This window comes from Arenibacter palladensis (assembly GCF_900129275.1).
Lineage (GTDB): Bacteria > Bacteroidota > Bacteroidia > Flavobacteriales > Flavobacteriaceae > Arenibacter > Arenibacter palladensis.
The window spans coordinates 627,047-653,541 of record NZ_FQUX01000002.1 but is presented as its reverse complement, the minus strand read 5'-3'; the positions used below and the strand labels follow the sequence as shown (position 1 = coordinate 653,541).

26 protein-coding genes are annotated in these 26,495 nt (G+C 39.4%); 7 read left to right on the top strand and 19 right to left on the bottom strand.

From position 1 onward, the window contains the following. Positions 1 to 17: 17 nt before the first annotated feature. Positions 18 to 1,805 (bottom strand): response regulator, encoded by a 1,788-nt coding sequence (locus tag BUA60_RS08820; protein ID WP_072861375.1) that lies wholly within the window; start codon positions 1,803 to 1,805, stop codon positions 18 to 20. 127 nt (positions 1,806 to 1,932) lie between these two features. On the opposite strand from BUA60_RS08820, the gene BUA60_RS08815 reads away from it, so the two are divergent. Continuing rightward, on the top strand, positions 1,933 to 3,222 hold the full coding sequence (locus BUA60_RS08815; protein WP_072861374.1) for a dipeptidase: 1,290 nt from the start codon (positions 1,933 to 1,935) through the stop codon (positions 3,220 to 3,222). Here the strand turns inward: BUA60_RS08815 and BUA60_RS08810 are convergent. Next, positions 3,219 to 3,614 carry an acyl-CoA thioesterase gene (locus BUA60_RS08810; RefSeq protein WP_072861373.1) on the bottom strand — a complete coding sequence of 132 codons (396 nt, stop codon included), beginning with the start codon at positions 3,612 to 3,614 and terminating at the stop codon, positions 3,219 to 3,221. The two genes, BUA60_RS08815 and BUA60_RS08810, sit on opposite strands and share 4 nt — an antisense overlap. A 362-nt stretch (positions 3,615 to 3,976) precedes the next feature. On the opposite strand from BUA60_RS08810, the gene BUA60_RS08800 reads away from it, so the two are divergent. Continuing rightward, positions 3,977 to 4,390 (top strand): glyoxalase, encoded by a 414-nt coding sequence (locus BUA60_RS08800; protein WP_072861371.1) that lies wholly within the window; start codon positions 3,977 to 3,979, stop codon positions 4,388 to 4,390. Positions 4,391 to 4,395: 5 nt separating this feature from the next. Here the strand turns inward: BUA60_RS08800 and BUA60_RS08795 are convergent, their stop codons facing one another. Beyond that, positions 4,396 to 5,085: a DUF2461 domain-containing protein gene (locus BUA60_RS08795; RefSeq protein WP_072861370.1), complete on the bottom strand. Its 690-nt coding sequence runs from the start codon at positions 5,083 to 5,085 to the stop codon at positions 4,396 to 4,398. A gap of 90 nt (positions 5,086 to 5,175) precedes the next feature. Between BUA60_RS08795 and epsC the strand changes: the two genes are divergently transcribed. Then, positions 5,176 to 5,970: a serine O-acetyltransferase EpsC gene (gene epsC, locus BUA60_RS08790; protein WP_072861369.1), complete on the top strand. Its 795-nt coding sequence runs from the start codon at positions 5,176 to 5,178 to the stop codon at positions 5,968 to 5,970. Further along, positions 5,960 to 6,844, top strand: a complete 885-nt coding sequence (cysM, locus tag BUA60_RS08785) for a cysteine synthase CysM (RefSeq protein WP_072861368.1) — start codon at positions 5,960 to 5,962, stop codon at positions 6,842 to 6,844. The genes epsC and cysM overlap by 11 nt, the downstream gene beginning before the upstream one ends. 22 nt (positions 6,845 to 6,866) lie before the next feature. Here the strand turns inward: cysM and corA are convergent, their stop codons facing one another. Then, positions 6,867 to 7,961, bottom strand: a complete 1,095-nt coding sequence (gene corA / locus BUA60_RS08780) for a magnesium/cobalt transporter CorA (RefSeq protein ID WP_072861367.1) — start codon at positions 7,959 to 7,961, stop codon at positions 6,867 to 6,869. A 138-nt stretch (positions 7,962 to 8,099) separates the two neighbouring features. Next, on the bottom strand, positions 8,100 to 8,885 hold the full coding sequence (truA, locus tag BUA60_RS08775) for a tRNA pseudouridine(38-40) synthase TruA (protein ID WP_072861366.1): 786 nt from the start codon (positions 8,883 to 8,885) through the stop codon (positions 8,100 to 8,102). A 252-nt stretch (positions 8,886 to 9,137) separates the two neighbouring features. Between truA and BUA60_RS08770 the strand changes: the two genes are divergently transcribed. Beyond that, complete coding sequence (locus tag BUA60_RS08770; protein WP_072861365.1) at positions 9,138 to 9,620, top strand: hypothetical protein; 483 nt, start codon at positions 9,138 to 9,140, stop codon at positions 9,618 to 9,620. A gap of 11 nt (positions 9,621 to 9,631) precedes the next feature. On the opposite strand, the gene BUA60_RS08765 is transcribed toward BUA60_RS08770, so the two are convergent. Further along, entirely contained in the window at positions 9,632 to 11,101 is a 1,470-nt protein-coding gene (locus BUA60_RS08765) for a magnesium chelatase (protein WP_072861364.1), read from the bottom strand. Positions 11,102 to 11,191: 90 nt separating this feature from the next. Next, positions 11,192 to 12,334, bottom strand: coding sequence for a vWA domain-containing protein (locus BUA60_RS08760; protein ID WP_072861363.1), 1,143 nt, complete (start codon positions 12,332 to 12,334; stop codon positions 11,192 to 11,194). A 77-nt stretch (positions 12,335 to 12,411) separates the two neighbouring features. Between BUA60_RS08760 and BUA60_RS08755 the strand changes: the two genes are divergently transcribed. After that, entirely contained in the window at positions 12,412 to 13,227 is an 816-nt protein-coding gene (locus BUA60_RS08755; protein ID WP_143153152.1) for a DUF1853 family protein, read from the top strand. A gap of 127 nt (positions 13,228 to 13,354) precedes the next feature. After that, positions 13,355 to 13,744 (top strand): hypothetical protein, encoded by a 390-nt coding sequence (locus BUA60_RS08750; RefSeq protein ID WP_072861361.1) that lies wholly within the window; start codon positions 13,355 to 13,357, stop codon positions 13,742 to 13,744. A 116-nt stretch (positions 13,745 to 13,860) separates the two neighbouring features. Here the strand turns inward: BUA60_RS08750 and BUA60_RS08745 are convergent, their stop codons facing one another. The 12 genes from BUA60_RS08745 to BUA60_RS08690 all read right to left on the bottom strand — a co-directional run bounded on the left by BUA60_RS08745 (position 13,861) and on the right by BUA60_RS08690 (position 26,446). Continuing rightward, the gene (locus BUA60_RS08745; protein WP_072861360.1) at positions 13,861 to 15,273 is read right to left on the bottom strand and encodes a Gfo/Idh/MocA family protein; all 1,413 of its coding nucleotides are present in this window, start codon (positions 15,271 to 15,273) and stop codon (positions 13,861 to 13,863) included. 126 nt (positions 15,274 to 15,399) lie between these two features. Next, positions 15,400 to 16,020, bottom strand: coding sequence for a bifunctional phosphoribosyl-AMP cyclohydrolase/phosphoribosyl-ATP diphosphatase HisIE (gene hisIE, locus BUA60_RS08740; protein WP_072861626.1), 621 nt, complete (start codon positions 16,018 to 16,020; stop codon positions 15,400 to 15,402). A gap of 22 nt (positions 16,021 to 16,042) precedes the next feature. Then, positions 16,043 to 16,798, bottom strand: coding sequence for an imidazole glycerol phosphate synthase subunit HisF (gene hisF, locus BUA60_RS08735; RefSeq protein ID WP_072861359.1), 756 nt, complete (start codon positions 16,796 to 16,798; stop codon positions 16,043 to 16,045). Between the two features lie 94 nt (positions 16,799 to 16,892). Further along, entirely contained in the window at positions 16,893 to 17,621 is a 729-nt protein-coding gene (gene hisA, locus BUA60_RS08730; protein WP_072861358.1) for a 1-(5-phosphoribosyl)-5-[(5-phosphoribosylamino)methylideneamino]imidazole-4-carboxamide isomerase, read from the bottom strand. Positions 17,622 to 17,666: 45 nt separating this feature from the next. After that, on the bottom strand, positions 17,667 to 18,251 hold the full coding sequence (hisH, locus tag BUA60_RS08725) for an imidazole glycerol phosphate synthase subunit HisH (RefSeq protein ID WP_072861357.1): 585 nt from the start codon (positions 18,249 to 18,251) through the stop codon (positions 17,667 to 17,669). 189 nt (positions 18,252 to 18,440) lie between these two features. Next, positions 18,441 to 19,619 (bottom strand): bifunctional histidinol-phosphatase/imidazoleglycerol-phosphate dehydratase HisB, encoded by a 1,179-nt coding sequence (gene hisB, locus BUA60_RS08720; protein WP_072861356.1) that lies wholly within the window; start codon positions 19,617 to 19,619, stop codon positions 18,441 to 18,443. Between the two features lie 4 nt (positions 19,620 to 19,623). Further along, a complete protein-coding gene (gene hisC / locus BUA60_RS08715; RefSeq protein WP_072861355.1) occupies positions 19,624 to 20,682 on the bottom strand; it encodes a histidinol-phosphate transaminase in 1,059 nt (352 codons plus the stop codon). Positions 20,683 to 20,750: 68 nt separating this feature from the next. Then, positions 20,751 to 22,034 carry a histidinol dehydrogenase gene (hisD, locus tag BUA60_RS08710; RefSeq protein WP_072861354.1) on the bottom strand — a complete coding sequence of 428 codons (1,284 nt, stop codon included), beginning with the start codon at positions 22,032 to 22,034 and terminating at the stop codon, positions 20,751 to 20,753. Between the two features lie 2 nt (positions 22,035 to 22,036). Beyond that, a complete protein-coding gene (locus BUA60_RS08705; RefSeq protein ID WP_072861353.1) occupies positions 22,037 to 22,468 on the bottom strand; it encodes a GNAT family N-acetyltransferase in 432 nt (143 codons plus the stop codon). A gap of 7 nt (positions 22,469 to 22,475) precedes the next feature. Continuing rightward, positions 22,476 to 23,333: an ATP phosphoribosyltransferase gene (gene hisG, locus BUA60_RS08700; protein ID WP_072861352.1), complete on the bottom strand. Its 858-nt coding sequence runs from the start codon at positions 23,331 to 23,333 to the stop codon at positions 22,476 to 22,478. A 241-nt stretch (positions 23,334 to 23,574) separates the two neighbouring features. Then, positions 23,575 to 24,390 (bottom strand): prohibitin family protein, encoded by an 816-nt coding sequence (locus BUA60_RS08695; protein ID WP_072861351.1) that lies wholly within the window; start codon positions 24,388 to 24,390, stop codon positions 23,575 to 23,577. A 19-nt stretch (positions 24,391 to 24,409) separates the two neighbouring features. Further along, the gene (locus tag BUA60_RS08690) at positions 24,410 to 26,446 is read right to left on the bottom strand and encodes a VWA domain-containing protein (protein WP_245802513.1); all 2,037 of its coding nucleotides are present in this window, start codon (positions 26,444 to 26,446) and stop codon (positions 24,410 to 24,412) included. Positions 26,447 to 26,495 lie beyond the last annotated feature (49 nt).

Sequence of the window (26,495 nt, the reverse complement as noted above, 5' to 3'; positions counted from 1 at the left end):
TGTATTTAATTAGATGTTTATTTTCCCTTTCCTTTTAGTAACATCAGTTCCCTATCAATGGCTTTTTCTACCATGGGGTATGCCAATAGTAATTGATCATATAACCGTCCTATTTCCGGTAAGTTCCTATGGGTCTTACAGCCTATCGTAATTTTATCTACAAGGGAATAAAGATGATCCGCCCTCATCATGGAAAGTCCCGATTTAACCTTGTGGGCAGCAAACCCCAAGCGATTAAAGTTGCCTTCGGGGATATAGACATTGGCCCTGCCGATGAAATCCAGCATATTTTGTTTAAATAAGCCGATCAGCTCTTCCAACAGGTCTATTTCACCCATGCACTCTTCCAGTATATCTGTTAAGTTAACTTCCCACACTTCCTTTTTTTCTGAATAAGGGGTAAGATCTTCTTTAGCTTCAATTAGTGGTTTGGACCATATATTTTTTTTGTATTTATACAAAGTGGTAAGTAATTCATTGGGGCTATACGGTTTTAGGATATAGTCATCTATTCCCAATGCGTTACATTTCATTTTATCATTAATGGTAAAATCGCCTGTCAGGGCTATAATAGGTATGCCCTTGACGTGATTATTATTGGATTCCCGAATTATTTGGGTAATTTGAAATCCATTCATTACCGGCATTCTAAGGTCCATTAATACTAGATCTACCCTATGTTTTAACAAATAATCCATTCCAGCAAGGCCATTATCTGTTACATGCACGGTGCATCCCCAATTTTTTAAGCGCTGTTCAATTATTTTTTGAATAAACATATTGTCTTCAAAAACTAGGATATGGAGGCCTTCAATAATATTTTCCGTTGTGGTTATATTGTTGGAATCGAACCCGTAGCCAGATGATTTGTTCTGTCTGCCCTTTTTATAAGGGATGGTGAACTTATAAGTGCAACCATCATCCAAGGTGGCCATGGTTGCTATAGATCCATTTAAAATCTCCAATATTCCCTTTACCATAGCATAGCCAATTCCTAAACCGTTCACATCGGAATCCATTTTCCTATTTGATTCATGTTGCTTTAGGTCGTGTTTTAATGTTCCGGTACGGAAATCCCTTATTTCAAAATCGAGCACATAGTAATTTCTTTGCTGCCTTCGTAGTTTAATTTTTAGAAGGACACTTCCTTCATCAATAAGTTTTATAGAATTGCCCAGGAGGGTAAGCAGAATTTGGGACAACTTGGATGGATCCCCCAAAAGTATTTCGGGTATTTCCGTATCCAAATCTACCTCTAGGGTTACATTTTTCTTGGTTATTAGCATATTGCAGAGATACATGGTATCCCTAATAATGCTGTGAAAGTTAAATTCTATATTTTCAAACTTTTCCTTTCCCGAAGTAAGCTTGGTATATTCCAAAAGCTCATTGATAATGTTTAACAGGTCGTTGGAAGTGGTGGTTATTGAATTAAGTTGCACTAGTTGTGCCTCGGTTATGTTGCCTTCTTTTAGAAGATCCACAGAGGCTATAATTTTGTTGATAGGGGTCCTAATTTCATCCCCTACCTTTGCGAGTAACCTACCTTCTTCCCGATTTGGTCTGTTCTTTGTTGGATTTGCCAATTCTTTATTCCCGATGGCCGATTCAAAATCCTTGTTGATTGCATCGGAATTGGAAACTTTAGGTTTTGGCCCCAATACCTTTTCCTCCAGACGATATTTAAAGGTCATAAAGGATTTTTTTAATAAGGAAGCTTCCTCCGAGGTTAATTCCTCAAAAGAGAAATGATTGAGTTGACCTTCAAGATTTGTCAAATGGGATAGTAGGTTGTTGGATTTCAATTTGTAATAGTTTGGGTTCTGAAAGTCTAAAACTCACCTTTTAAAGTGCGGTTTACAATTAAATGTTATCTATGCTTCATTTTATGTTGTCAAATGCCGTTATTTGTATGTATCAAACCCTATAAGTATGAAGCATTTTATCGGATTTATATGTCTTTTGTCGATTATGGCCTGCAAGGAAAAACAAGAAAAATTGGCGGAGTCGGTCGAAGAAAAAGCGGCACGAATACACAAGGAGGTTATTACTATCGACACCCATGTAGATATTAATGTGGCCAATTTTACCGATACTATAAATTATACCCAAAAATTGGACAATCAGGTAAATCTCCCAAAACTTAAAAGTGGGGACTTGGATGTTCCGTGGTTAATAGTCTATACCGGTCAGGGCGAATTAACCGAAGAAGGGTATGCGAAAGCCAAGGAGAATGCCATGGCAAAGTTTAATGCCATTCACAGATTGTGCGAGGAAATAGCCCCGGAAGAGATAGATCTGGCATATACCTCCAAGGATGTCCAACGAATTGCAGGTTCTGGTAAAAAAGTGGCCATGATAGGGGTTGAAAATGCCTATCCAATAGGAGAAGACATTTCGGAATTTGAAAATTATTACAATTTAGGGGCTAGATATATTTCCCTTTCCCACAACGGGCATAGTCAGTTTTGTGACTCCAATACAGGTGAGGCCGATGGAGTGTGGTTGCACAACGGATTGAGCGATCTTGGTAAAATGGCCGTAAAGGAAATGAATAGGTTAGGGATAATGATTGATGTATCCCATGTATCCAAAGAATCCATGAAGCAAATGATAGCCTTTTCCAAAGCTCCAATTATTGCTTCCCATTCCTCTGCTCGGGCGTTGTGCGACCATAGCCGGAATTTGGATGACGAACAATTGTTGCTTATGAAGGAAAATGGTGGCGTGGTGCAAACGGTAGCCTTTAGCTCTTATCTGAATACCAAAAAACATGAGGCCCATGCAGCCTTCTTGAAAGGCTTCTATGAAGAGGTTGCCGATTCTTTGGGGATAGATTGGTATTCCTTTGATGAGCTTGCCGATCTTTCAGAAGCAAAGAAAAATACCTTTAAAGAGAATTATTCCAAAGTAGTGTCTTTGGCCAAGGCTAAGATTGGCAAGAGGGCAGATCGGCCACAGGCCGTGGATGTGGCCGACTTTGTTGATCACATAGATTATATGGTAGATTTAATTGGGATAGATCACGTAGGTATCAGCTCCGACTTTGATGGCGGAGGAGGCATTGAAGGATGGACAGATGCATCCGAAACCCCTAACGTTACCCTGGAGCTGGTTAAAAGAGGTTATTCCGAAGAGGAAATTGCCCAACTTTGGGGAGGCAATTTACTACGGGTATTGGATAAGGTACAGGAAGTGGCGAAAACGTACGCCGATAATTAAACTTCCGAAGCCAGACGGTCCCTTACAAATTCAATTTTGGTTTTTCCATGTGGTTTGGGTTTTCCATCCGCACCTAGATTTACCATTATAATATTGTCCACGGTAACTATAGTTTCCCTGGTCATTTTGTTCCGAACCTCACAGTTAAGGGTCAGGGAGGTCTTTCCGAATTTTACCACATCTATACCTATTTCAACAATGTCACCTTTTAATGCAGTGCTCATGAAGTTTATTTCGGACATATATTTGGTAACTACCCTTTTGTTTTCCAATTGTATAATGCTATATAGTGCGGCTTCCTCATCTATCCAGGCAAGTAACTTGCCTCCAAATAGGGTGCCATTGGCATTTAAATCTTCTGGTTTCACCCATTTTCTTGTATGAAATCTCATAGTATCTAAAATTTTACTGCAAAATTAGCAAAGAAATTTGCCCTATAACATACTTCTGGGAGAAATGTAGACCGATTTAGGTAAATCTAAATTACACCATAATTTTTTGTTCAATTTGGGAATTAATGGGGGCAATAATCATTAGATTCCTATAATTAATGCGCATTAAATATGTAAGATTATTCCTATAACGCCATAGAGTCCATTTTATAGGATTAAACTTTAAACTTTTTGCTGCTCTAACAATAAAAAGGCATTGTTTCTGGTATAAAATAACAATGTTCATAACCTCGTTAAAAACTAAATAAGATTGCCTAATTAGGGTTTATCCTAATTCCTACCTTTATAAAAACACCAATGATATGAGCGATAGGTCCCATAGTCTTTTGGAAATTCGTCCTATAATCCCTTCAGCCAAAGTAACGGAAATTATGAGCAGTGATGAGAGGTTTCAAAACCAAACCTTACGTCCTGTAATTAAAATGCAAAACTCCTTGTTACTTCTGGTCTTCCAGAATTACATCACTAAACATAAAAATAGTTTTTATGAACTAGGGATGAACAAACGTCTGATTTTTATAGAAAATGCGATCCAAAAGGACATTAAGTTTAGAAATTCTCTTAAAGGCATTATCATAGGCCAATTTACTACGGAGGAGTATGAATTATATATACTTAATTCATCCTCTTTAAATAAACGCATGATGCAAATGGTCATTGAGCGTATTAAGGATCAGGTACAATTTTTTGAGAAAGCTTCGCTTCAGGCAGTATAGCACTCTTAATCCAAAAGCGATTCCCCATTAAGATTGGTGGTGAGTATGTCGCTCATAAGATTAAAATAAGGTCGTATTTCTTGAAAAGCAAGGTCTACATTCGTTAGGAAATTTGGAGACATCACTTCTTTGTCTGAAAAATTCTTGATAAAAATGAATTGTTTTCTTTTGATCAAATCAATGTTGGGGTGATCTTTATCGAATCCTGAGGGAGCAGTTTTTAATTCGTCGCCCTGCATGTCGCCCCATACCTCCTTGAAGCTTTTCTTGTCCATGATGGCGCGTATTTCAGATGCATCGGTTTCAAATTCCTTCCTAATTCTGAAGAGGTCCTCTTTGTTGGGTTCCCAAAATCCTGCAGCAATAAAGGTTTCTTTTGGTTTTAACCGCAAATAGTACCCGCCTCGCAACCGTTGTCCTGCCCTGGAAAAAGATCCGGCAAAATGGGTCTTATAGGGGGTTTTGTCTTTTGAGAAACGCACATCCCTATAGATGCGAAACATTTTTAATTTTTCAATATCATCATGGGCTTTCAATTTATTCATTAAGGCGGAATAAAAACTCTTTACCTCTGTTTCCAGCTCCTTGAATTCAGTTTTGTGCTCAGCGAACCATTCCCTAGAGTTATTTTTTTTTAGGTTTTCCAAAAATTGAAATACATCTTTCGTAATTAGCTGCTGTTGTATACGACTCATAACACATTATCTTTGTGCTAAAGTTAACCAATTTAGCACAAGCTGATTTTGAAATAATGGTTAATTTTGAATGTATAATCAAAAGTGCAAATGGATAAAGCATCTATAATAAAGAATATTAAGGAACACAAAAATCAGCCCAACCTGAGGTTTGAACTCAAGGAAAGGACTGAATCGTTTACCAATCGTTTGTTTTATACCCTGTTCGATATAGATACTCCGGTTGATGAAAACCTGGATATATTGGAAAAGGAATTTGATGCCTTGGTTAATTTGGCCTGTTGGCAGGTGGACAAACCCTGCCAAAGGGTTTGGGCAAATTTTGTGGTGCGCCTGCCGCAAATTCTTGAAAAATTGAATTTGGATGCCGAGGCCATTGTTAATTGCGATCCTGCCTCCTTATCCATTGAAGAGGTGTATATGGCCTACCCAGGTTTTTATGCCATTGCTATTTACAGGCTTGCCCATGAACTTTATATAGATGGTTTCCCCCTAGTTCCGAGATTGATGACGGAATATGCGCATAGACAGACGGGTGTGGACATTAATCCGGGCGCTCAGATAGGAAATTCCTTTTTTATAGATCATGCCACTGGCGTGGTTATTGGTGAAACGGCGATAATTAAAAATAACGTAAAAATCTATCAAGGGGTAACTTTGGGAGCTTTGTATGTTGCCAAAAAACTGCAAAAAACAAAGCGTCACCCTACCATTGAAAACAATGTTACCATATACGCCAATGCCACTATCCTAGGAGGGGATACAGTAATTGGGGAAAATTCCATAATTGGAGGAAATGCTTGGATTACAGAATCTGTGCCCGCCAATTCCACTGTTTATCATTCTCCAATTATTAAAATAAAAACTTTACCGCATGTCTCATAGTATTTTGGATATTATAGGGAACACTCCCTTGGTAATATCAAAAGCAATCAACACCAATCCCAAGGTTAAACTATTTTTTAAGTTGGAGGGAAATAATCCCGGAGGAAGCGTAAAGGATCGAGCCGCCCTTAATATGTTAAAAGGAGGTTTGGAAAGGGGCGATTTTGATGTAAACTCCAAATTGATAGAGGCTACCAGTGGAAATACCGGTATAGCCCTGGCCATGATAGCCGGAATTTATGGATTGGATATAGAATTGGTAATGCCCGAAAATTCTACCAAGGAAAGAGTGCAGACCATGAGGGCCTATGGCGCCAAGGTAACCCTTACTCCTGCTGATGTGGGAATTGAAGGCGCAAGGGACTATGCCGAACTAAAGGTGAAAGAGGAAGGTTATACTATGATCAACCAGTTTTCCAATGATGATAACTGGAAGGCACATTATATAAGTACCGGTCCGGAAATATGGAGGGATACCCAAGGAGAGATCACCCATTTTGTGTCGTCTATGGGAACCACAGGAACTATCATGGGGACATCCACCTTTTTGAAGGAAAAGAATTCCAATATTCAAATTGTTGGGGTGCAACCCGCCGATGAGGCTAAAATTCCCGGTATTCGCAAATGGCCTGTAGAATATCTCCCAAAAATTTTTAATCCCAAGAAAGTGGACTCCGTTATGGAGGTTACCGAGCAGGAAGCTAGGGATATGGCCAAGCGATTGGCAAAGGAGGAAGGTATTTTTGCTGGAATGAGCAGTGGTGGCGCTGCTGCTGCCGCAGTGAAATTGGCCCAAAGTTTGGACGAGGGCATCATAGTTTCCATTGTATGCGACCGTGGCGACCGCTATCTTTCTTCGGATCTGTTCGATTAATGGTGAACCGTATGGCACAGATTTATAGCCATCCCTTCTTTTTAAAATAGAATAGGAGGCCAATGAATATGGCTATCATAAGCCCCCAAACATAGAAGTATCCATTGTGATACTGCAGTTCCGGGATATACTGGAAATTCATTCCATAGACCCCAACAATAAAGGTAAGGGGTATGAAAATAGTGGCCATTATAGTCAGTACTTTCATTACCTCATTCATTTTATTGCTAATGTTACTCATATACATTTCCATGAGGCTCATGGACATTTCCCGTAATATGTTAAGGCTATCATTAATTTCCGTGCAATGATCCATGGTGTCTCTGAGAAAAATCTTGGTGTCATCGCTAATTAAGACATGTTCCGAATCTATTAGTTTATTTATTAACTCTTTAACTGGATAGATAAACCTTCTAATTTTGAGTATTTCCTTTTTTAGTTCTTGTATAGCGTGTGCCGTTTCGGGCCTAGGGTTATCGTATACTTCCTCTTCCAAAAGGTCTATTTTGTGGTTGACATTCTCCAATACCACAAAATAATTGTCAATAATGGCGTCCAGCAATGTAAAAAATAAATAATCGGCCTTTTTAGTTCTTATTCGTCCAGTTTTGGTCCTGGCCCTTTCTCTAACGCTCTTAAAAACGTCATCTGGCATTTCCTGTAATACAAGAACCATATTTTCCATTAAAACGATGGCCACATGTTCTGCCACCAAGACATTGTTCTCATCCAAATAGAGCATTTTGAAGGTTCCAAAAATATAGTTGTCGTATTCGTCTATTTTTGGGCGTTGATGTGTATTTACGGCATCTTCTGTGGATAATGGGTTAAGTGCGAAGGCGTTTCCCAAATTTTCAATAAACTTCTCATCGCTTATACCTATAATATTTATCCACGAGATGGATGGAGTTTTAATATGGTCGATAATTTTATTGAAATTGGACGGGGCATAGACATCAATTGTAGATTCGTGGATGTCCTGCTGATTGTATTCCATGATATTAACAACACTCTTGGCCCCTTCCCTACTTCCTAAATAGGTAACTGTCCCCGGAGACTTACCGGTCTTAATGTGTCTTGTGGAGGCTTTTTTGTGAGTAGTTTTTTTTTTGGACATAGGTTGGAATCTTATTTTAAGATACTAGTTGCTATTTGTTCTAACCACTAATTTATGAAATCCAGTCTTCGAAATACCGACTTGTGATGATTTTAAAAAAATAATTGGACAATTACCCTGCAGTTTATTTTTAAGCAGCTATTTAAACTTTAGGTTGTTAAGCAATAAACCTGAACCCGGTGCAACATATGTCAATACGGTATTGTTTTCCTTTTTCAAGGACTCCTTTATGTCCGTTGCCGTAAGTTCGCCCTTCCCCAGTTGAATCAATGCTCCCATGATCATCCTGATCTGATATCTCATAAATCCTTCCCCAGTAATATGGAGGGCATAACTCACTTCCGGAAAAAAATTGGCCGTTAGTAATTCGTTTCTTTTTATTTCACATGATTCTATGGTCCTAAGCACTTTAGTATTGGGCTGAAGTCGGGCCGTATAGGATGAAAAATCATGGGTTCCTATAAAAAACTGGGCACAATCGGTCATGAGATCCACGTTGAGTTGCCCTATGATATTTGCCAAAAAAGGTGCGCAAAAGGGGTGATTTTTTTGTCCAAAGGAGAAAAGATATACATATTCCTTTAACTTGCTTTCTTGGATGATATTGAAGTTTTCATTGACCTGGTCAATACTGATAATCCGAATATCCGGCGGTAGGTTTACGTTAAAATCAGACATAAATTCCTGAAGGTCGTCTAGAGGTTCCTTATCCAAGAATAGTTCGAAGGCCGTGTTCAATGCGGATACCTTGGCATCTGTACGTCCAGCTCCCAGGATCTTGAATTTGGAATTGGGCAAAACAAATTTTAAGGTCTTTGTCAGCATTCCCTCTACCGTTTTTTGGTTAGGTTGCTTTTGCCAGCCACTATACCGAAAGCCCAAAAATTGAACATGGATTAAATAGTAAAAACGGGGTATTTGCATTTGGTTTATATATTGCTAGGTTTTACCCGAACATTCCCCCAGCGCAACTAGCATGGGGAAGGTCGGATTAATGTTCGTTCCTAGAACTAATTTTAAAATCGTAAAGTTATAAGTTCATCGTGCTTTTTTGTACTTCGTCCGACCCCGCTTTTTTCTATCTTAAATTTCTATATATTCAACGAAATTTTTCAATGGAGTAGGAATTTAATTGTAATTATGCTAAAAATTGTCCTATAATCTTAAACCGTAATTATGGAAAATTCCGTTAAACGAACCACTCCCCTTATTAATATTGTCCTTACCGTCATTTCACTGGTATCCTTAATAATACTTGGTTTTTATAGCATGTACGGGAATACCTTCATTTTTAATAAACTGGGGAGCTATGTTTTTCCTTTATTGACAATGATCCATTTTGTTTATTTATATGTACTATGGTTTAAGATTACGGAAAGGGAATACCCTGATATGATCATGAAAAATATTGAGTATGTCATGTACGGTATCTTATTGGCCTATGGCTATAATATTTACGAAACTATTTTAATACTTTGGTCCCAAAATGAATTTCAGGACCATGTTATTCCAAGTTCCTTCCTTCCTATGGGCATATTGATTACTTCATTACAAACCCTATTGGTCCTACTTACCGTTTGGTCTTTTGTTATGAGAAAACGGATGGTGGGCAAATATGATTTTGATTACCTGAATAACCATATTGATGCTTGGGAGTAAAATTTTATGTTCTACAACCCCCTAATGAAACTGCCGTATACATCCTTTATTTGGTAGCCTACGGTATATCGCTGTTTACTTAATTTTTTATGGGCAACAAGCCCCCATAATAGCAATTCTTTTAGAAAGTAGGTGTCTTCCTTGTTAATGTTGGGTTGGTGTTTTGTAACCAATTGTTGAAGTGGGATAATACTATCCAGCTTTTCCTTGTATTCCTCATCGGTAGCGTCATCCAACAAATCAAAGCCTTCCCCATCAAAAAACCAACTTATCAGTTCGTCATAAGGACCTTCGGCATCCTTGCGTTCCAATTTATCTATCTTCGGAAAATAATTTAGGAAGAGCGATTTTACGGCATCTTCGATCAATATTTCTGCAACACTGCCAGAACCTTCCTGTTCCCCTTCATATACCAATTCAATTTTACCGATAATGGAGGGAATCACCCCCATAAAATCGCTCAGTCTTATCATGGTAGTTTCTTGGCCATTCTTCAGTAGTCTTCGTTCTGCAGTACTCATTAAATTTTCGAAGGAAGTTATGCTCATTCTGGCGCTAATACCACTTTTGGCATCTACATATTCACTTTCCCTGGCTTCCCTGCTTATTTGTTCCAAAAGATCCTTGGCCAAATCCGGGACATAAATAACGTCGGTTTGGCGTTTATCCAATTTGGATTCCTGTTCCGTAATTTTACGGGCGGTTTCAATGTCCTCGGGATAGTGCGTTAAAATTTGGGACCCTATCCTATCTTTTAATGGGGTTACTATACTACCTCTATTGGTGTAATCTTCCGGATTTGCGGTAAATACAAACTGTAGGTCCAATGGCAAACGAAGCTTAAACCCCCTTATTTGAATGTCGCCCTCCTGTAAGATATTAAAAAGGGAGACCTGTATCCTCGCCTGTAAATCCGGCAATTCATTGATAACAAAAATACAACGGTTGGCACGTGGGATCATTCCAAAATGTATAACCCTGTCATCTGCATAGGACAACTTTAGGTTGGCGGCCTTTATAGGGTCGACATCTCCAATTAAATCGGCCACGGTTACATCTGGAGTAGCCAATTTTTCATAAAATCGATCACTTCTGTGCAGCCAGGCAATAGGTGTTAAGTCGCCGTGTTCCTTAATGGTTTCTATGGCAAACCGTGAGATTGGACTTAAGGGATCATCATTTATCTCCGAACCGGCGACTATTGGAATATATTCGTCCAATAAATTTACCATTAACCTGGCCAAACGAGTTTTGGCTTGACCCCTAAGCCCCAATAGATTAATATTGTGCCGGGACAATATTGCTCTTTCCAATTCTGGCACTACGGAATTTTCATAGCCCCAAACCCCGGGAAATGTAATTTCGTCCGATTTTATTTTGTCTATAAGATTTGCCCTTAACTCATCCTTTATTTTTTTTGTTTTGTATCCAGCCTTTTTAAGTTCTCCTAGGTTGGTAATTTCCTTATGATTCAATTTCATCTGTAAATATTTATATTTTGGTCTCCCTGTACCTAGCGGTCATTAGGGTTCGTTGCTTAATAGCTTTTGCTAATTTTTGTTTTACCTCAATTATCCCTTTAATCTTTTTCTCCTATTTTGTTCGTAGTCCTCAAAAATCATTTCACCGAGTCCTTTTAAGCCGGTAAAGAAGGCCTTTCCCTTATTGGCTTCCGTAAAATGCCGTACGAACTGTGTTAAATAAGGATCCTTGGCAATCATAAAGGTGGTTATGGGAATATGGAGCTTTCTGGCCTGTCTGGCCATGTTGTAGCATTTCTCTACGATATAATCATCCAAGCCCACACTATTTTTATAATAGGTGCCATCAGCCAATCGAATACAGCTGGGTTTACCATCGGTTATCATAAAAATCTGTTTGTTCGTATTTCGCTTTCTACGGAGCATGTCCATTGCCAATTGCAATCCGGCAACGGTATTGGTATGATAGGGCCCTACTTTTAGATAAGGCAGATCCTTTATTGGAATGGGCCAGGCATCGTTGCCAAAAACCAAAATCTCCAATGTGTCCTTTGGATAACGGGTGGTAATAAGTTCTGCCAAGGCCATAGCTACCTTTTTGGCTGGAGTAATGCGGTCCTCGCCATACAGTATCATACTATGGCTAATGTCGATCATTAATACGGTACTCATTTGAGCTTTGAATTGGGTATCCTCTACCACTAAATCTTCTTCACTTAAATGAAAATTACCGATACCATGGTTTATCTGGGCATTTTTTAAACTCTCCGTCATGGAAATGCGCTCTAAACTGTCGCCAAATCTATATTCCCTGAATTCTCCCATATGTTCGTCCCCCCTACCCGATAGGCCGGTTTTATGATTGCCCGAACCACTGCGTTTGATCTTACCAAAAATTTGATTCAAGGCTGCTTGCCTAATGATCCGTTCCATTTTGGCCGTTATGGACAAATCTGTCTTTTGCCCTCCGGTACCATCGCCATCACCTTCTTTTGGTTCCTCCCTCAGAAATCCTTTAGCTTTAAGATCTTCTATAAAATCATCAATGGTGTAATTCTCATCGGTAAGTTCATATTCCTTATCCAGCTCCCTTAACCAATCCAAAGCCTCATCCACATCTCCCGAAGTATGTGTAATCAGTTCCTTGAAAATATCAAATAGCTTTTCGAAAGGAGTTTGTTCGGGGGCTTCATAGTTGGAAAAACGAAACCCTTTTCTTTTATTAATAGCCATACTATAAAATTACTTAATTTGGTCTAGACCATTTCCTTTTTAAAGAAAACTTAACGGTTTACCCATAATTGTACCGCTTGGATCATAAAAATATTTCATATTACAGGGCCTTCTTTAATACTCCCTCCCTTTGGACAGGAGAATTGGATGGTTTGAAGCAATTTGTCCTTCCTGAAATATATTTTGAAAATTTGGAAATGGGGTTAATACCCTCCAATGTACGGCTAGGGCATAAGATAGAACACATTTTTTTAAAGCTGATCCAGCACTCAAGGCAATATAAGGTTATAGCGCATAACATTCCCATAAGGAAGGAAAAAGTAAGTTTAGGGGAAATAGATTTCATATTGCAAGATGTTGATAGTAAGCAATTTATACATATTGAATTAACTTATAAGTTCTATGTAGTACCTGAGGAGGCAGAAAATTTAGAGTATGATTTAATAGGGCCAAACCAACGCGATTCCTTTAAATCCAAGAAAGAAAGGATTATAAATCATCAGATTCCACTTTTGAAGACACCGGAAGCCACATCAGTGTTGCATAACCTAAATATAAACCCTGAGGAAATAGTGCATAGGGTATGTTTTAAATCCCAATTATTTACACCCTTCATGGTGAATAATTTGGATGTGGTCCCTTTTAACCCCAATAGTATTAGTGGCAGGTGGGTTCCTTTCCACAAATTTAAATCCCCTGAGTTTTTTGAATACCGGTATTATTTACCATCCAAACCAGAATGGCTTCTAGATCCGCATAATGAGGTTAATTGGCTGCGGTATAATGAAATATTGGATGTGGTTAAAGTACAATTGGAAAAGAGGAATTCTCCCTTATTATGGATGAAATCATCTGACTTTAATATTGTAAAACTTTTCGTTCTATGGTGGTAAATACATTTAAACTTTGGTAAAAATAAGGTAGGCCATTACCTATGTAAAAATAATAGAAATAAGATGGGCCGGCAATATTGGGTTTAAAGTATCGTTTTCTTTATTCAGATCTTAAAACCCCGAACCTATGAAAAAAGTTTGCTTGTTGTTTTTTTCTTTGTTTATTTTTTCCGCTGCCGAGGCAAAGGATGATTGTGAATTAATTTATTCTACTGCTTCCTATGCCCTTAATCATGCCAAAAGCGCATTGAAGGCGAACAACTATGATCATCAGAAATATTATTCGGGTAAGGCCTTGGAGTCTTACGAAAAACTTTTGAAGCTATTGGAAGGTAGTCAGTGTGAAGGCCTGTCCGAGAAAGTTCAGGATATTATAGCGGATGCCTTAAAAGCTGCGGACCCTGCAGATTGGGATAGAGGACGTTATTACAGCAAAAAAGTATTCACAAGTACCCAGGATCTTATAAGCCATATGGATAGTAGGACGGAAGTTGCTGGAGTAGACAGTACCGACTAGCTCTTTGGGTAAACTACCCCTCCCCTTATAAAGTAAAAGTCATTGATTACTTGGACAACAAAACACTAAGTTGAACCGGTAAACAATGACTTTCTATTTTTTATTCAGTAAGGCCTTTAAGCAACTATATCCAAAGGTGCAGTGGTTTTCCAATTGCCCCTAGTGAAATCAGGAAACTCTTGAGGTGCACCATTTTGGGCCACGGATACTTCGCTCAAAGTTCCTACTGCACTCCAATAGCAGCCCTCGTAAACATTCTGATCCAAAGGCAGACCATTGCGAAGGCACTCTATGATTCGGTACCTCATTATAAAGTCCATTCCACCATGTCCGCCCATTTTGGTAGCCAATTCTCCCAAGCGAACATACAATGGATGTTCGTATTTTTCAAAAATCTTCTGCAACTGCTCGCCTTCTGCCCATTCGTGGTGGCTATCCGGTCCGCCTTCTACCCCGCCTTCCAAAGCAATTCTGGTAGGGAAGCCTGCCAAGGTACCTTTTGTTCCTTGAATAAGATTGTGCCTGGTATAGGGTCTGGGGCTCGTTTCGTCCCACTGTACCATAATAGTCCTACCCATATTGGTTTTAACAATGGATGTATTTATATCCCCTCCTTTGAAGTCCAACTTATTCCATTTGTGGTCCGCCGGAAAATTCTTGGCAGCGTATAGATTTCTTCCCTTGCCTGGAGAAGAGAAGGAGTTTATAAATTTAAAATTATCTTCCCCCCTAGCCAAATTCATATATTGGGCCACAGGTCCCAATCCGTGTGTTGGGTAAAGATTGCCATCGCGATTTGCATAATGATAGGTTCGCCAGGATCCGGTACCTCGTTCCACCTCATTCATTTGAGACCTTAATTCGTGGATATAGGACGCTTCCCCATGCAGTAACTCCCCTATAACACCTTTACGGCACATATTTAAATAGAGTAGCTCCTCCCTGCCGTAATTGACGTTTTCCATCATCATACAGTGCTTTTGCGTTTTTTCCGAGGTATCCACTATATCCCACATCTCTTGAATGGTTAGGGCAAGCGGAACTTCCACAAAAACATGGGCCCCACTTTTCATAGCTTCAATGGCCATAGGCGCATGTAATTTCCATGGGGTACATACAAAAACGGCATCCGGTTTTTCCTTTTTCAGCATATTTTTCCAGTCGTTCTCCCCATCGGTGTACAATTTTATCTTCTTGTGCCTGGTGCCACCGCCGTTCTCCTTACATACCTTTTCCGATTTTTCGGCAAGATCCTGGTACAAATCACTGATGGCCACAACCTCTGTCCCTTCAATGGCCGCAATCTGATGTGCATGCCCAGACCCACGGGCACCAACTCCTATAAAAGCGCATTTCACGGTTTCCAATTTAGGAGCGGAAAAATCCCCCATATACTTGGCACCAAACAAAGGTGCCGGAATATTATGCGGGTTGTTGCCAGTGATTGAATTGGACCATGCCGGGGTCATTGCCAAACCCATGCCAGCAATTGATGTTTTTCTCAGAAAATCTCTCCTATTTGATTTCATAGCCTATACTCTTGTTAATGTTATTGATTAATCGTTGGAATTTTGAAGATAAGTTAATTTTTTTTACCAAAAAAAACCAATTTGAAAATTAAACAAATTTCAAGCCTTATGAAATATATCCACAAATCAATGCCGAGACTGTAAAACCTTAACTATGTCTTGAAGCTTAAAGCCTTTTGCCTGAAGCAATATTAGGTAGTGGAACAAAAGATCGGCGCTTTCATCCTTAAATAGTTGGTCGTTATTGTCTTTGGCCTCAATTACGACCTCTACGGCCTCTTCGCCAACCTTCTGGGCAACTTTATTGATGCCACTCTTAAATAGGGAGGAAACATAGCTTGGCTTTACGCCTTCAGGAATCTCCATCTTTCCTTCCGCTTGTTCTTTTCTGTTTTGAATAATATTTTCCAGTTCAGAAATAAATCCAAAGGAAGTACTGTTTTCTTCACCCCAGCAGGTACCTGTACCTTTGTGACATGTTGGCCCAACAGGGTCTACCATGACCAGTAGGGTGTCATTGTCACAATCCAGTTTAATATCCACTAGATTCAAAAAATTTCCACTTTCCTCGCCCTTGGTCCAAAGTCTTTTTTTAGTGCGACTAAAGAAGGTTACTTTACGGCTATCCACTGTTTTATTGTAGGCCTCTTGGTTCATATACCCGAGCATAAGTACATTTTTGGTAATTGCATCCTGTACTATGGCCGGTACTAGTCCATCGTTATTTTTGTTGAAGTCTATATTCATGATTTTGGATTCCATAATGGTTTTATAATCTTACAGGTATATTATTTCTTTTTAACTCTTCCTTTAAGTCCTTTATTTCGATTTCCTTAAAGTGAAAAACGCTAGCTGCCAAAGCTGCATCGGCTTTTCCTTCAATAAAGGTGTCCGTGAAATGTTGCATATTTCCTGCGCCTCCCGACGCTATTATGGGAATATTCAATTCGGTGGATAATTTTGCCAAAGCTTCATTGGCAAATCCGTCTTTAGTACCATCGTGGTTCATGGAAGTAAACAGGATTTCTCCGGCCCCACGTTCCTCCACTTCCTTAGCCCAGGTAAAGAGATTTAAGGTTGTAGGTACTTTTCCGCCTACCAGGTGAACAATCCATTCCCCATCTATTTGTTTGGCATCTATGGCTACAACAATACATTGCGAGCCAAATTTGGCAACCAGATCGTTGATCAATTGAGGGTTTTTTACGGCAGATGAATTTATGGATACCTTATCAGCTCCGTTATGCAATAATATATCCACATCTTCCACGGAAGAAATACCACCGCCTACGGTAAATGGAATATTGACTTTTTCGGCAACACGTAGGACTAAATCGGCCAATGTTCGCCTCCTTTCCTCTGTAGCGGAAATATCTAAAAAAACAAGCTCGTCCGCTCCGGTTTTAGCATATATTTCGGCTAGTTCCACAGGGTCACCAGCGTCTCGCAGATCTACAAAATTTATCCCCTTTACCGTTCTACCGTTTTTAATATCCAAACAAGGGATTATTCTCTTTGTTAACATTGGGTACTTTTATTTTTTCTTTGGAGATAAATCCAGTTTATAATTTTACTTCAATTACTGGCTTGTCGCCAGTAGACAGCATCAGTTTTATTGGTTAAATGTCAAGAATAAATTTTTCCAATTGTTTAAGACTAATTCTATTTTCATAAATGGCCTTACCAATTATGGTTCCTTCACAGCCCAACTCGGCCAATTTAGGGAGTTCATCAAAAGTTGAAATACCACCACTGGCAATAAGCAGTAGTTTTGGCCCACATTCCTCCAAAATCTTGCGGTACAAATCAAAAGAAGGGCCTTCCAACATGCCATCTTTACTAATATCGGTACAGATAACACCTCTAATTCCTTCTTTTTGATAACCCTGAATAAAGGGTATTAATTCCTCCTGGGATTCTTCCATCCATCCGGATACAGCAACCATTTCATCTTTGGCATCCGCTCCTAGAATTATCTTCTCGGGACTGTATTTGTTGATCCAGGAAATAAAGGTTTCCCTATCTTTTACGGCAATACTTCCTCCTGTAATTTGATTGGCCCCACTTTCAAACGCTATCCTAAGATCTTCATCTGTCTTGAGTCCGCCCCCGAAATCTATTTTTAAGTTGGTATTGGAGGCTATTTTTTCCAGCACTTTATGATTTACGATGTGTTTGGATTTGGCACCGTCAAGATCTACCAAATGAAGGTATTCTATACCGTGGGCTTCAAACTCTTTTGCCACCTCCAAAGGATTCTCGTTATATATTTTCTTGGTATCATAGTCCCCCTTGGAAAGTCTGACACATTTTCCTTCAATGATATCTATTGCCGGTATTATTCTCATTATTGTTTTTAATTAAATCCCGATTGGTATTTATTTGTATAGGGTCTATATAGTTTCGATAAAATTTCTAAGAATCTGCTCCCCTACCTCACTGCTTTTTTCCGGGTGAAATTGGGTTCCATAGAAATTGTTCTTTTTTAAAGCGGCACTATATCCCAAACCATATTCCGCTTCGGCTATGGTTTCCTCGCATAAAGGGGCATAAAAACTGTGAACCAGATAAATATGCTCTTTTTCTTTGACGTTCTTGAATAAATCGGACTTTAAATTGGTAATTTGATTCCATCCAATTTGTGGAACTTTTACGTCCTTGGAAAATCTAACCACATCTACATCAAAAATACCAAGGCCCTGTGTATCTCCTTCTTCCGAGGAATGACACATTAATTGCATTCCCAGGCATATCCCCAATACGGGCTGTTTTAAGGTGGGAATAATTTGGTCCAATTTACTTTCGCGTAATTTTTTCATGGCACTGCTGGCTTCCCCTACACCTGGAAAAATAACTTTATCCGCTGCCATGATCTCTTCTGCATCCTTGCTCAGTATAGCTTCGTATCCCAAGCGTTGAAAGGCAAATTTAATGCTCTGTATATTTCCCGCTCCGTAATCTATTATTACTATATTCATCTTCTTTGTCCTTCGGACATTTTTTTAACCCACTAAGTGGGATTTGAATCCTCCACGATCTCTTGCCCGTTCCATTCAGGCGGGCCTGCCCGTTCCGTTCAGGCGGGCGTCGAAATGTTATCGTTACTTTTCTTGCGATACCTCAATTGCCTACCGATGAAGGCAGGCTTGCCCTGGGGTAATCCACTATTATAATACTCCTTTGGTACTTGGTAGTACCATTTTTTCTACATCGCGTTTAACAGCCATCTTAATGGCCTTGGCAAATGCCTTAAAAATGGCCTCGATCTTATGGTGTTCGTTCGTGCCTTCTGCCTTGATATTTAGGTTGGCCTTTGCCCCATCGGTAAACGATTTAAAGAAATGATAAAACATTTCCGTGGGCATTTTGCCTATCATTTCCCTTTTAAATTCTGTTTCCCATACCAACCAGTTTCGTCCTCCGAAATCTATGGCGGCCTGTGCCAAACAGTCGTCCATGGGCAAACAGAAACCATATCGCTCTATGCCCAATTTATTGCCCAAGGCTTTGTGGAATACCTCTCCCAGCGCTATGGCAGTATCTTCAATGGTATGGTGCTCATCCACCTCCAAATCTCCCTTAACCTTTATTTCCAGATCCATTTGCCCATGACGTGCCAATTGGTCCAGCATATGATCAAAGAAGTCCAATCCCGTGCTGATATCACTTTTGCCCGTACCGTCTAGGTTGAGTCTTATAAAAATATCGGTTTCATTGGTTTTGCGAGTTATTTCAGATACCCGGTCTTTCAGCTTCAAAAATTCGTAAATTTTCTCCCAGTCATTGCTTTCCAGAGCTATGTAATTATCCAATTCCTCCCTCTTAACGGATATTTCCCCAGTGCCCAAATTGGTGTTGTCATTTATAAAGATGCCTTTGGCCCCTAAATTCTTGGCAAGTTCCACATCGGTCAAGCGATCCCCTATTACAAAGGAATTGGCCAGGTCGTATTCTTCTGAAAAATATTCGGTAAGCAATCCGGTTCCCGGTTTTCTGGTATTGGCATTTTCGTGGGGGAATGTCCTGTCCAGAAATACCTTGTCAAAAACTACACCCTCATTTTCAAATGATTTCATTATAAAATTATGTACCGGCCAAAAGGTGTCCTCTGGAAAAATATCGGTCCCCAATCCATCCTGATTGGTAATCATCACCAATTCATAATCCAATTCCTTGGCAATCTTGCCCAAATAGGTAAAGGCTTTGGGGTAAAAAACCATTTTTTCAAAGGCGTCTATCTGCTCATCTATAGTCTCTTTAATGATGGTTCCGTCCCTATCTATAAAGAGCACTTTTTTCGCCTTTTGCTTCTCTTGTGAAGAATTTGTATTTGTATCCGGACTCATAGTATTATATGGTTGTTATATTCTGCAATGCACTTATTAATATCTTGTTTTCCTCCTTGGTCCCAACGGTAAATCTCAAGGTATTTTCACAAAGGGGCTGGGTCGTCCGGTTGCGGACAACGATACCTTTTTTTAGAAGTTGATTATATCTTTTGGTAGCATCATCTACTTTGGCCAATATAAAATTGGCGTCGGAAGGATATATTTTTTCCACGAAATCAATTTGGCTCAATACAGCAATAAGCGCCTCACGTTCCGTTAAAATATCCGACACCTCCCCATTCACCGCATTTACGTCCAAAACCCTTTTCAAAGCTCTTTGTTGGGTTAATTCATTTACGTTGTACGGGGGTTTGATTTTGTTCAATACCGAGATTATTTCTTCTGAAGCGTAACAAATCCCCAATCTTATCCCGGCCATTCCATAGGCTTTGGACAAGGTTTGGGTCACCACAAGATTGGGATAGTTGGGTAATTCGGTAATCCAACTCTTCTCACTTGAAAAGTCGATATAGGCCTCATCTATGACCACCAATCCATTAAAATTGTCCAATAACTCCCTTATACTGGCATTTGAGAAACTATTGCCTGTGGGGTTATTTGGGGAACACAGAAACAGCAACTTGCTATGGTCGTCCGCTATCCCAAGTATTTCGGACACATTGGGCTCAAAATCCTTAGTCAAAAGAACCTCCCTATTCTCTATGTTGTTAATACCGGCAAGTACCTTGTACATGCCATAGGTTGGAGGTAAGCTAATAATGTTGTCCTCTTTAGGTTCACAAAAGGCCCTAAAGATTAAATCCAGTACTTCGTCACTACCGTTGCCCAATAGAAGTTGTTGGGAAGAAACTCCTTTTCTTTCCGCCAAAACCTCTTTTAAACGTCTTTGGTGCGGATCGGGATATCTATTTACCCCAGTTTCAAAAGGATTTTCATTGGCATCCAAAAATACCATTTTGGATCCGTCCGAAACATATTCGTCCCTTGCAGAAGAATAGGGGCTCAATCCCTTTACGTTTTCCCGTACTATATTGTTGATATTGAATATTTTCGTTTTCATTCTTTTTATGCTTTTCGCCATCTGGCACCACTTGTAAAAAGGTGATTTACCTTAATACATGGGTCCCCTTATTTTAAACTGTCCAATCTCAGGGTTACTGCATTTTTATGTGCCTGTAGCCCCTCGGCTTCGGCCATCAGCTCTATGGTACTGCCAATTTCCTGAATTCCTTTTTTGGATATTTTTTGAAAGGTCATGCTCTTCATAAAACTATCCAAGTTTACTCCACTGTACTGCTTGGCGTATCCATTGGTGGGCAAGGTATGATTGGTGCCCGATGCATAATCCCCGGCACTTTCAGGGGTGTAATTTCCTATAAAAACAGATCCGGCATTGTAGGTCTGCCCTAAATAAAACTCTTCGTTTTGGACACATAAAATGTAATGTTCCGGTCCGTATTCATTTATGAGATCTACGGCCGTCTGTTCGTCTTCCACAAAGATCAGCTTACTATTGGCAATGGCCTTAATCGCTATTTCCTTTCTGGGCAGGTCCTGAATCTGCTTGGCAACCTCCACTTCCACCGCATCTATTAGGGTTTTTGAAGTAGATACCAAAATGACCTGACTATCCACTCCGTGTTCGGCCTGACTCAATAGATCCGAAGCTACAAATGCGGCATTGGCAGTATCATCTGCCATAACCAAGAGCTCACTTGGGCCGGCAGGCATATCTATGGCTATTCCGTATTTAGTGGCAATCTGTTTGGCAACGGTTACAAATTGGTTTCCCGGGCCGAATATTTTATACACAGGAGGAATGGTTTCCGTTCCAAATGTCATACTGGCAATAGCTTGGATGCCCCCCACCTTGAATATTTTGGTAACCCCGCATAGGTTGGCTGCATATAATATGGCCGGGTGTACTTTCCCTTCCTTATTGGGAGGGGTACAAAGAATAATTTCCTTACATCCGGCAATATTGGCAGGAATGGCCAACATTAAAATGGTCGAAAACAAAGGGGCGGTACCTCCTGGAATATATAATCCTACTTTCTGTATAGGCCTTTTTTCTTGCCAGCAAAGTACGCCATCTGCAGTCTCTACCGTAATTTTTTCGGTTTTTTGGGCCTTGTGAAATTTTTCAATATTGTTTTTAGCTTGTTGAATAGCTAATTTTAAATCATTGGAAATCAATTTAATGGATTCCTCTATCTCTTTGGATGATACCAAAGCGTCCAGCAAGTCCACACCATCAAATTTTTTGGTGTAATTGCTCACCACGCTATCCCCACCGGCCTTAATTTCACTAAAAACGGCATTGACAATATCCTCGACATCGGAGACAGATTGTGTTGGCCGTTTTAAAACGGTCTTCCATTGTGATCTTTCCGGATTGTATATCTTGTTCATTACTATAATACTTTTTGCATGTGGTAACCTATGGTCTTGTATCCTTGGTTGTTCCAAAACTGAATTCCTTTCGTATTATTTATATAGCAGTTGATCTCTGTGGCATCGCATCCAATTTCCAAAGCATAGTTCAAAACATGGTCCAACATTAATTTTCCAACCCCAGCACTTCTATATTCCGGCAATACGAATACATTGTCCGGTTCCAGATGTTTGCCTACATATAATTTATTTAAAACCCAAATGCCACAAATACCGATTAATTCTTCTTTTTTATATGCGCCTAAACATTGATATCCGTCCAAAAGCATATCCTGCAATCGTTTTTTAAGGGTTTCGACAGGAACTTTATAGTTGTTGAGCATTTGTACCAAAGGCAAAATATCATTCATATTCTCCTTTGGAATGAACCCTATTTGAAATTCATTGTCCATAGCACTATTACAATACCATTTTTTCTATGGGGCAAACCAGTATTCCCTCTGCTCCTGCTTTTTTGAGCTCCTGGATAACTTCCCAAAACTTGTCCTTATTAATTACGGTATGTACGGAACTCCAGCCTTCTTCGGCCAAAGGAAGTACGGTTGGACTCCTCATACCCGGCAATAATCCAATAATCTCGTTTAGCTTTTCGTTTGGTGCGTTTAAAAGCACATATTTGGACTGTCTGGCACGTAATACGGACTGTATCCTAAATCTTAAGTCTTCCAATAAGACCGTTCTTTCTTGGGAAATTTGTGGAGAAACGGCCAGTACGGCTTCACTGGTCAACATTACCTCAACTTCCTTTAAATTGTTTTTGAAGAGTGTACTGCCGCTGGAAACAATATCGCATATGGCATCTGCCAATCCAATATTTGGGGCTATTTCTACGGAACCATTTATAATGTGAAGATCTGCTTTTACGCCCTTGCTATCCAAATAATTCTTTACGGTATTGGGATAGGAGGTAGCAATCCTTTTACCTTCAAAATCTGTCACCGATTTGTACTTGACCGATTTGGGGACCGCTAGGGAAACCTTGCATTTGGAAAAGCCCAATTTCTCGGCTATGGAGATATCCTCACCTTTTTCTATAAGGACATTTTCGCCAATAATGGCAATATCTACTACCCCATCCCTGAGATATTGGGGAATATCCCCATTTCTTAGATAGAAAACTTCTAAGGGAAAATTTCTGGAAGAAGCCTTAAGTTGGTCTTTTCCGTTGTCTATGGAAATACCACAGTCCTTTAGTATTTGAAGAGAGTCTTCATTTAAACGGCCGCTTTTTTGAATCGCGATTCTAATTTTTTTCATTTTTGGTATTTTGTTTTTGGCCTGAACAAATCTAACAGGTTGTTAAATACAAAACCCGTTTGATTGCTCAAACGGGTTAGAATATAGTTTAGATACAACAATACATTCCTAGCTCGCTTGATTGCAAGTGAAGAAATGATGATGATGTGTCCTGTTATTTTTCATGATAAGGCAAAATTAAAACTATTTTTCAACCTTGGAAAATTTATACGGAACAATTTATTTTAAAATTGTTAAATTATTATTGATTCCCTAGTATAATTGGCATTCCTGATTCCCCACTTCCAATAACGATTACCTTGGCATTAGGGGATTCCGATAATTTGATAGTAGCATCAATACCCTTGTCCTGCAATATTTTGTCGGTCAGGGAAGCACTTAAAATGCTATTGGCATCAGCTTTACCCTGTGCTTCAATACGCACCTTTTCAGCTTCTTTTTGCGCGGTAACCAACCTAAATTCATACTCAAGAGATTCTTGTTCCTGTTTAAGTTTACGCTCAATGGCTTCCTTAATAGTTGGAGGCAAGGTTACGTCCCTAACCAAAATTTCATTGAGCTGAATGTATTGGCCGTCAACAATTTTCTGGGTTTCTTCATAAATCTCCTGTTGAATGGCATCCCTTTTACTGGAATAAAGTTGTTCCGGGGTGTATCTTCCTACAACACTTCTTGCTGCCGATCTGATAGTTGGCAATAATACACGTTGTATATAGTCCGTACCTTTTTCCTGATGTAATTTTCCTAGAAATTCTCTTTTAGGCTCAAACCAGGCCGAAGCTTCCAACTTTATCTCAAGACCGTTTGAGGATAATACCTGCATTTTTTCCAAAACTTCCTGTTGACGTACTTCGTAGATGAATACCTTGTTCCAAGGAGCTACTAGATGAAACCCTTCACCTAGTGGTGCTTCTTCGGTGACCACCCCACCAGAAAAAGTTTTGTAAAGCACTCCCGCTTCACCTGAGCCAATGGTAACGGCCGATTTAGAAATTAATATTACAAGTACTATTAGGGCGAATATGGCCGGTAATGCAATTTTTGGTAATTTGTCCATTTATTATATTTATTATTTATTAAGTTAATCCGTTATATTTTCTGATAAACCACTCCAGCGATAGCGCTGCAATGATAATACCCAGAAGAAATTTAAAATCGATTAAAGGTACGACAATTTGTTTGCTTTTTTGAACTGGGACAAACTTAGGATCGTTTTCCAGAGCCATTATCAAGGAGTCTATTTGATCAGGAAAGTAAAGTTTTCCTGCAGTATTGTTAGCAAGTCGATCCATTTTATCATAATTGCTGGAGGTAAATTGTTTTTCGGCATCAAAATCCAATATGGAAAAGCTACCAGACCTGCTAAGATTCTCTTTGGTTACGGTAGCAACAAAATCATATTTGCCCGGGGATAAATTGCTAAGGTCCACCTCGTAGTATCCGTCTTTTAACAACATTGGAACTTCCATGGAGTTATTGGTGGATTTATTCACCACTTTTAGGTTGATGGATGCATTGGAGTCAAAGGCAAAGGCCTCATCAAAATAAGTGGCCTTAATTTTTGTTTCGCTACTATTGTTGTAAATGGGGCTATAATCCAATACAAATCTATTTTTGCCTTTGGTGGTCGATAGATAAAGGATCAGTTTTCCGAGAAAAGCATCAAAATTCTTAAATGTTTGATTGTTTCGGTAATCTTGAACCCTCCATTTCCATATATTTTCCCCGACCAATATGGCATGTTTTGCGCTCTCTTCCTCTACGGTGGTCATTAAGGGTTGATCCATGTCAACCCCTCGTATACGCATTTTTAACAGGGGTTCTCCCCTGCCCAAAACATTCACCGGACCAGCATCGGATACCAGGGGCGGAAAACCTTCCAAGGAGAATTCTGAAATATCGAACTTTGAAAATGCTGCATTCTGGATTGCAAATAATTCCTGTACCGGATAACCCGTTTCTATTAGGAAGTTATTTTGAATTTTGTTCAAAAAATTCAAGTCCGTATAAGTTCCCAATATGGCAAAGGTATTGGAATTTCGTAATTGAATTTGTTGGTATACCTTATCAAAAGAGGCATCGGGCTGATAAAGTATGTACATGTCCACCTCCTGTAATTTGCCCAAATCGGTATCGGGCTTATAAATGGTCACTAACCTTTGCTCATTGCTCTCTATGGATTTCTTAAGAGCTCCAATGTCCGGGTGTTGGACAGCAGAAATAATGGCTACATTCGTTTTTTCGTCCAATACTTCCAAGGCCATCAATTTTTCATTGTTCGCCGTATTTTTTTCATTCGGCAATGGGGATATAACCACCTTAATATTTTTCATTCCTACCGTACTGGCCTCTATCTGCGTATTGACAATCTTGGTGTTGGAAACATTGGACAGCGATATTTTTTCTTTGTATACCAAATTGTCGTCCATAAAAACCTTTAATTCCGAGGAAATTTCTTCCTTACCGTCATAAGAAATAAAAACTTCCAAGGGGAATTTGTTCTTTAGAAAGGCATATCTGTTGGCATTTATTTGGCCTATTACCAAATCATCGTATTTGGTGGTGTCGCCAAGAACCACTGGGTAAATAGCAAATTTTTGTCGCTTTCCGTAAAATTCATAGTCTTCCCCTATGGTCTGATTGCCATCTGTAAGCAATACTACTGCAGTATTTGTGCCTGTAAATATTTCGTTTAAACCTGCCAAGGCCTTAGTAATATTGGTGCTTTTTTCTGTAAGGCTAAGGGTGTCGGAATTGGATAAATCCGATCCAAATCTGTAATTGAGTATATTGAATTTTTCCGATAATGCTTCGGTTTTTTTTCTTAATGAGGAAAGGTCGGAGATTACTTGGGCCTTATCTTTGGGCATCATTGAAGTTGAATTGTCCGCAAGTAGCACCAAATTGGTCTTTTCCAGGGTATATTCGTTCTTCTTAAATTTTGGATTGATAATGAGTAATAAGGTTCCGAATATGGCCAAAAAACGCAAAAAGGAAAGGATTACCTGAAGTTTCCCCCTCCTTTTGCTTTTATAATAATATTGAAACAGTACGAGTGCCAGTGCCACAATGGCTGCGAGCAATAAAAAAAGTACTGTCTGTATTTGCATCATAAATGGTTGTTGGAATTAATGCCCTGTAGTAGCTACTTTATATACTTGG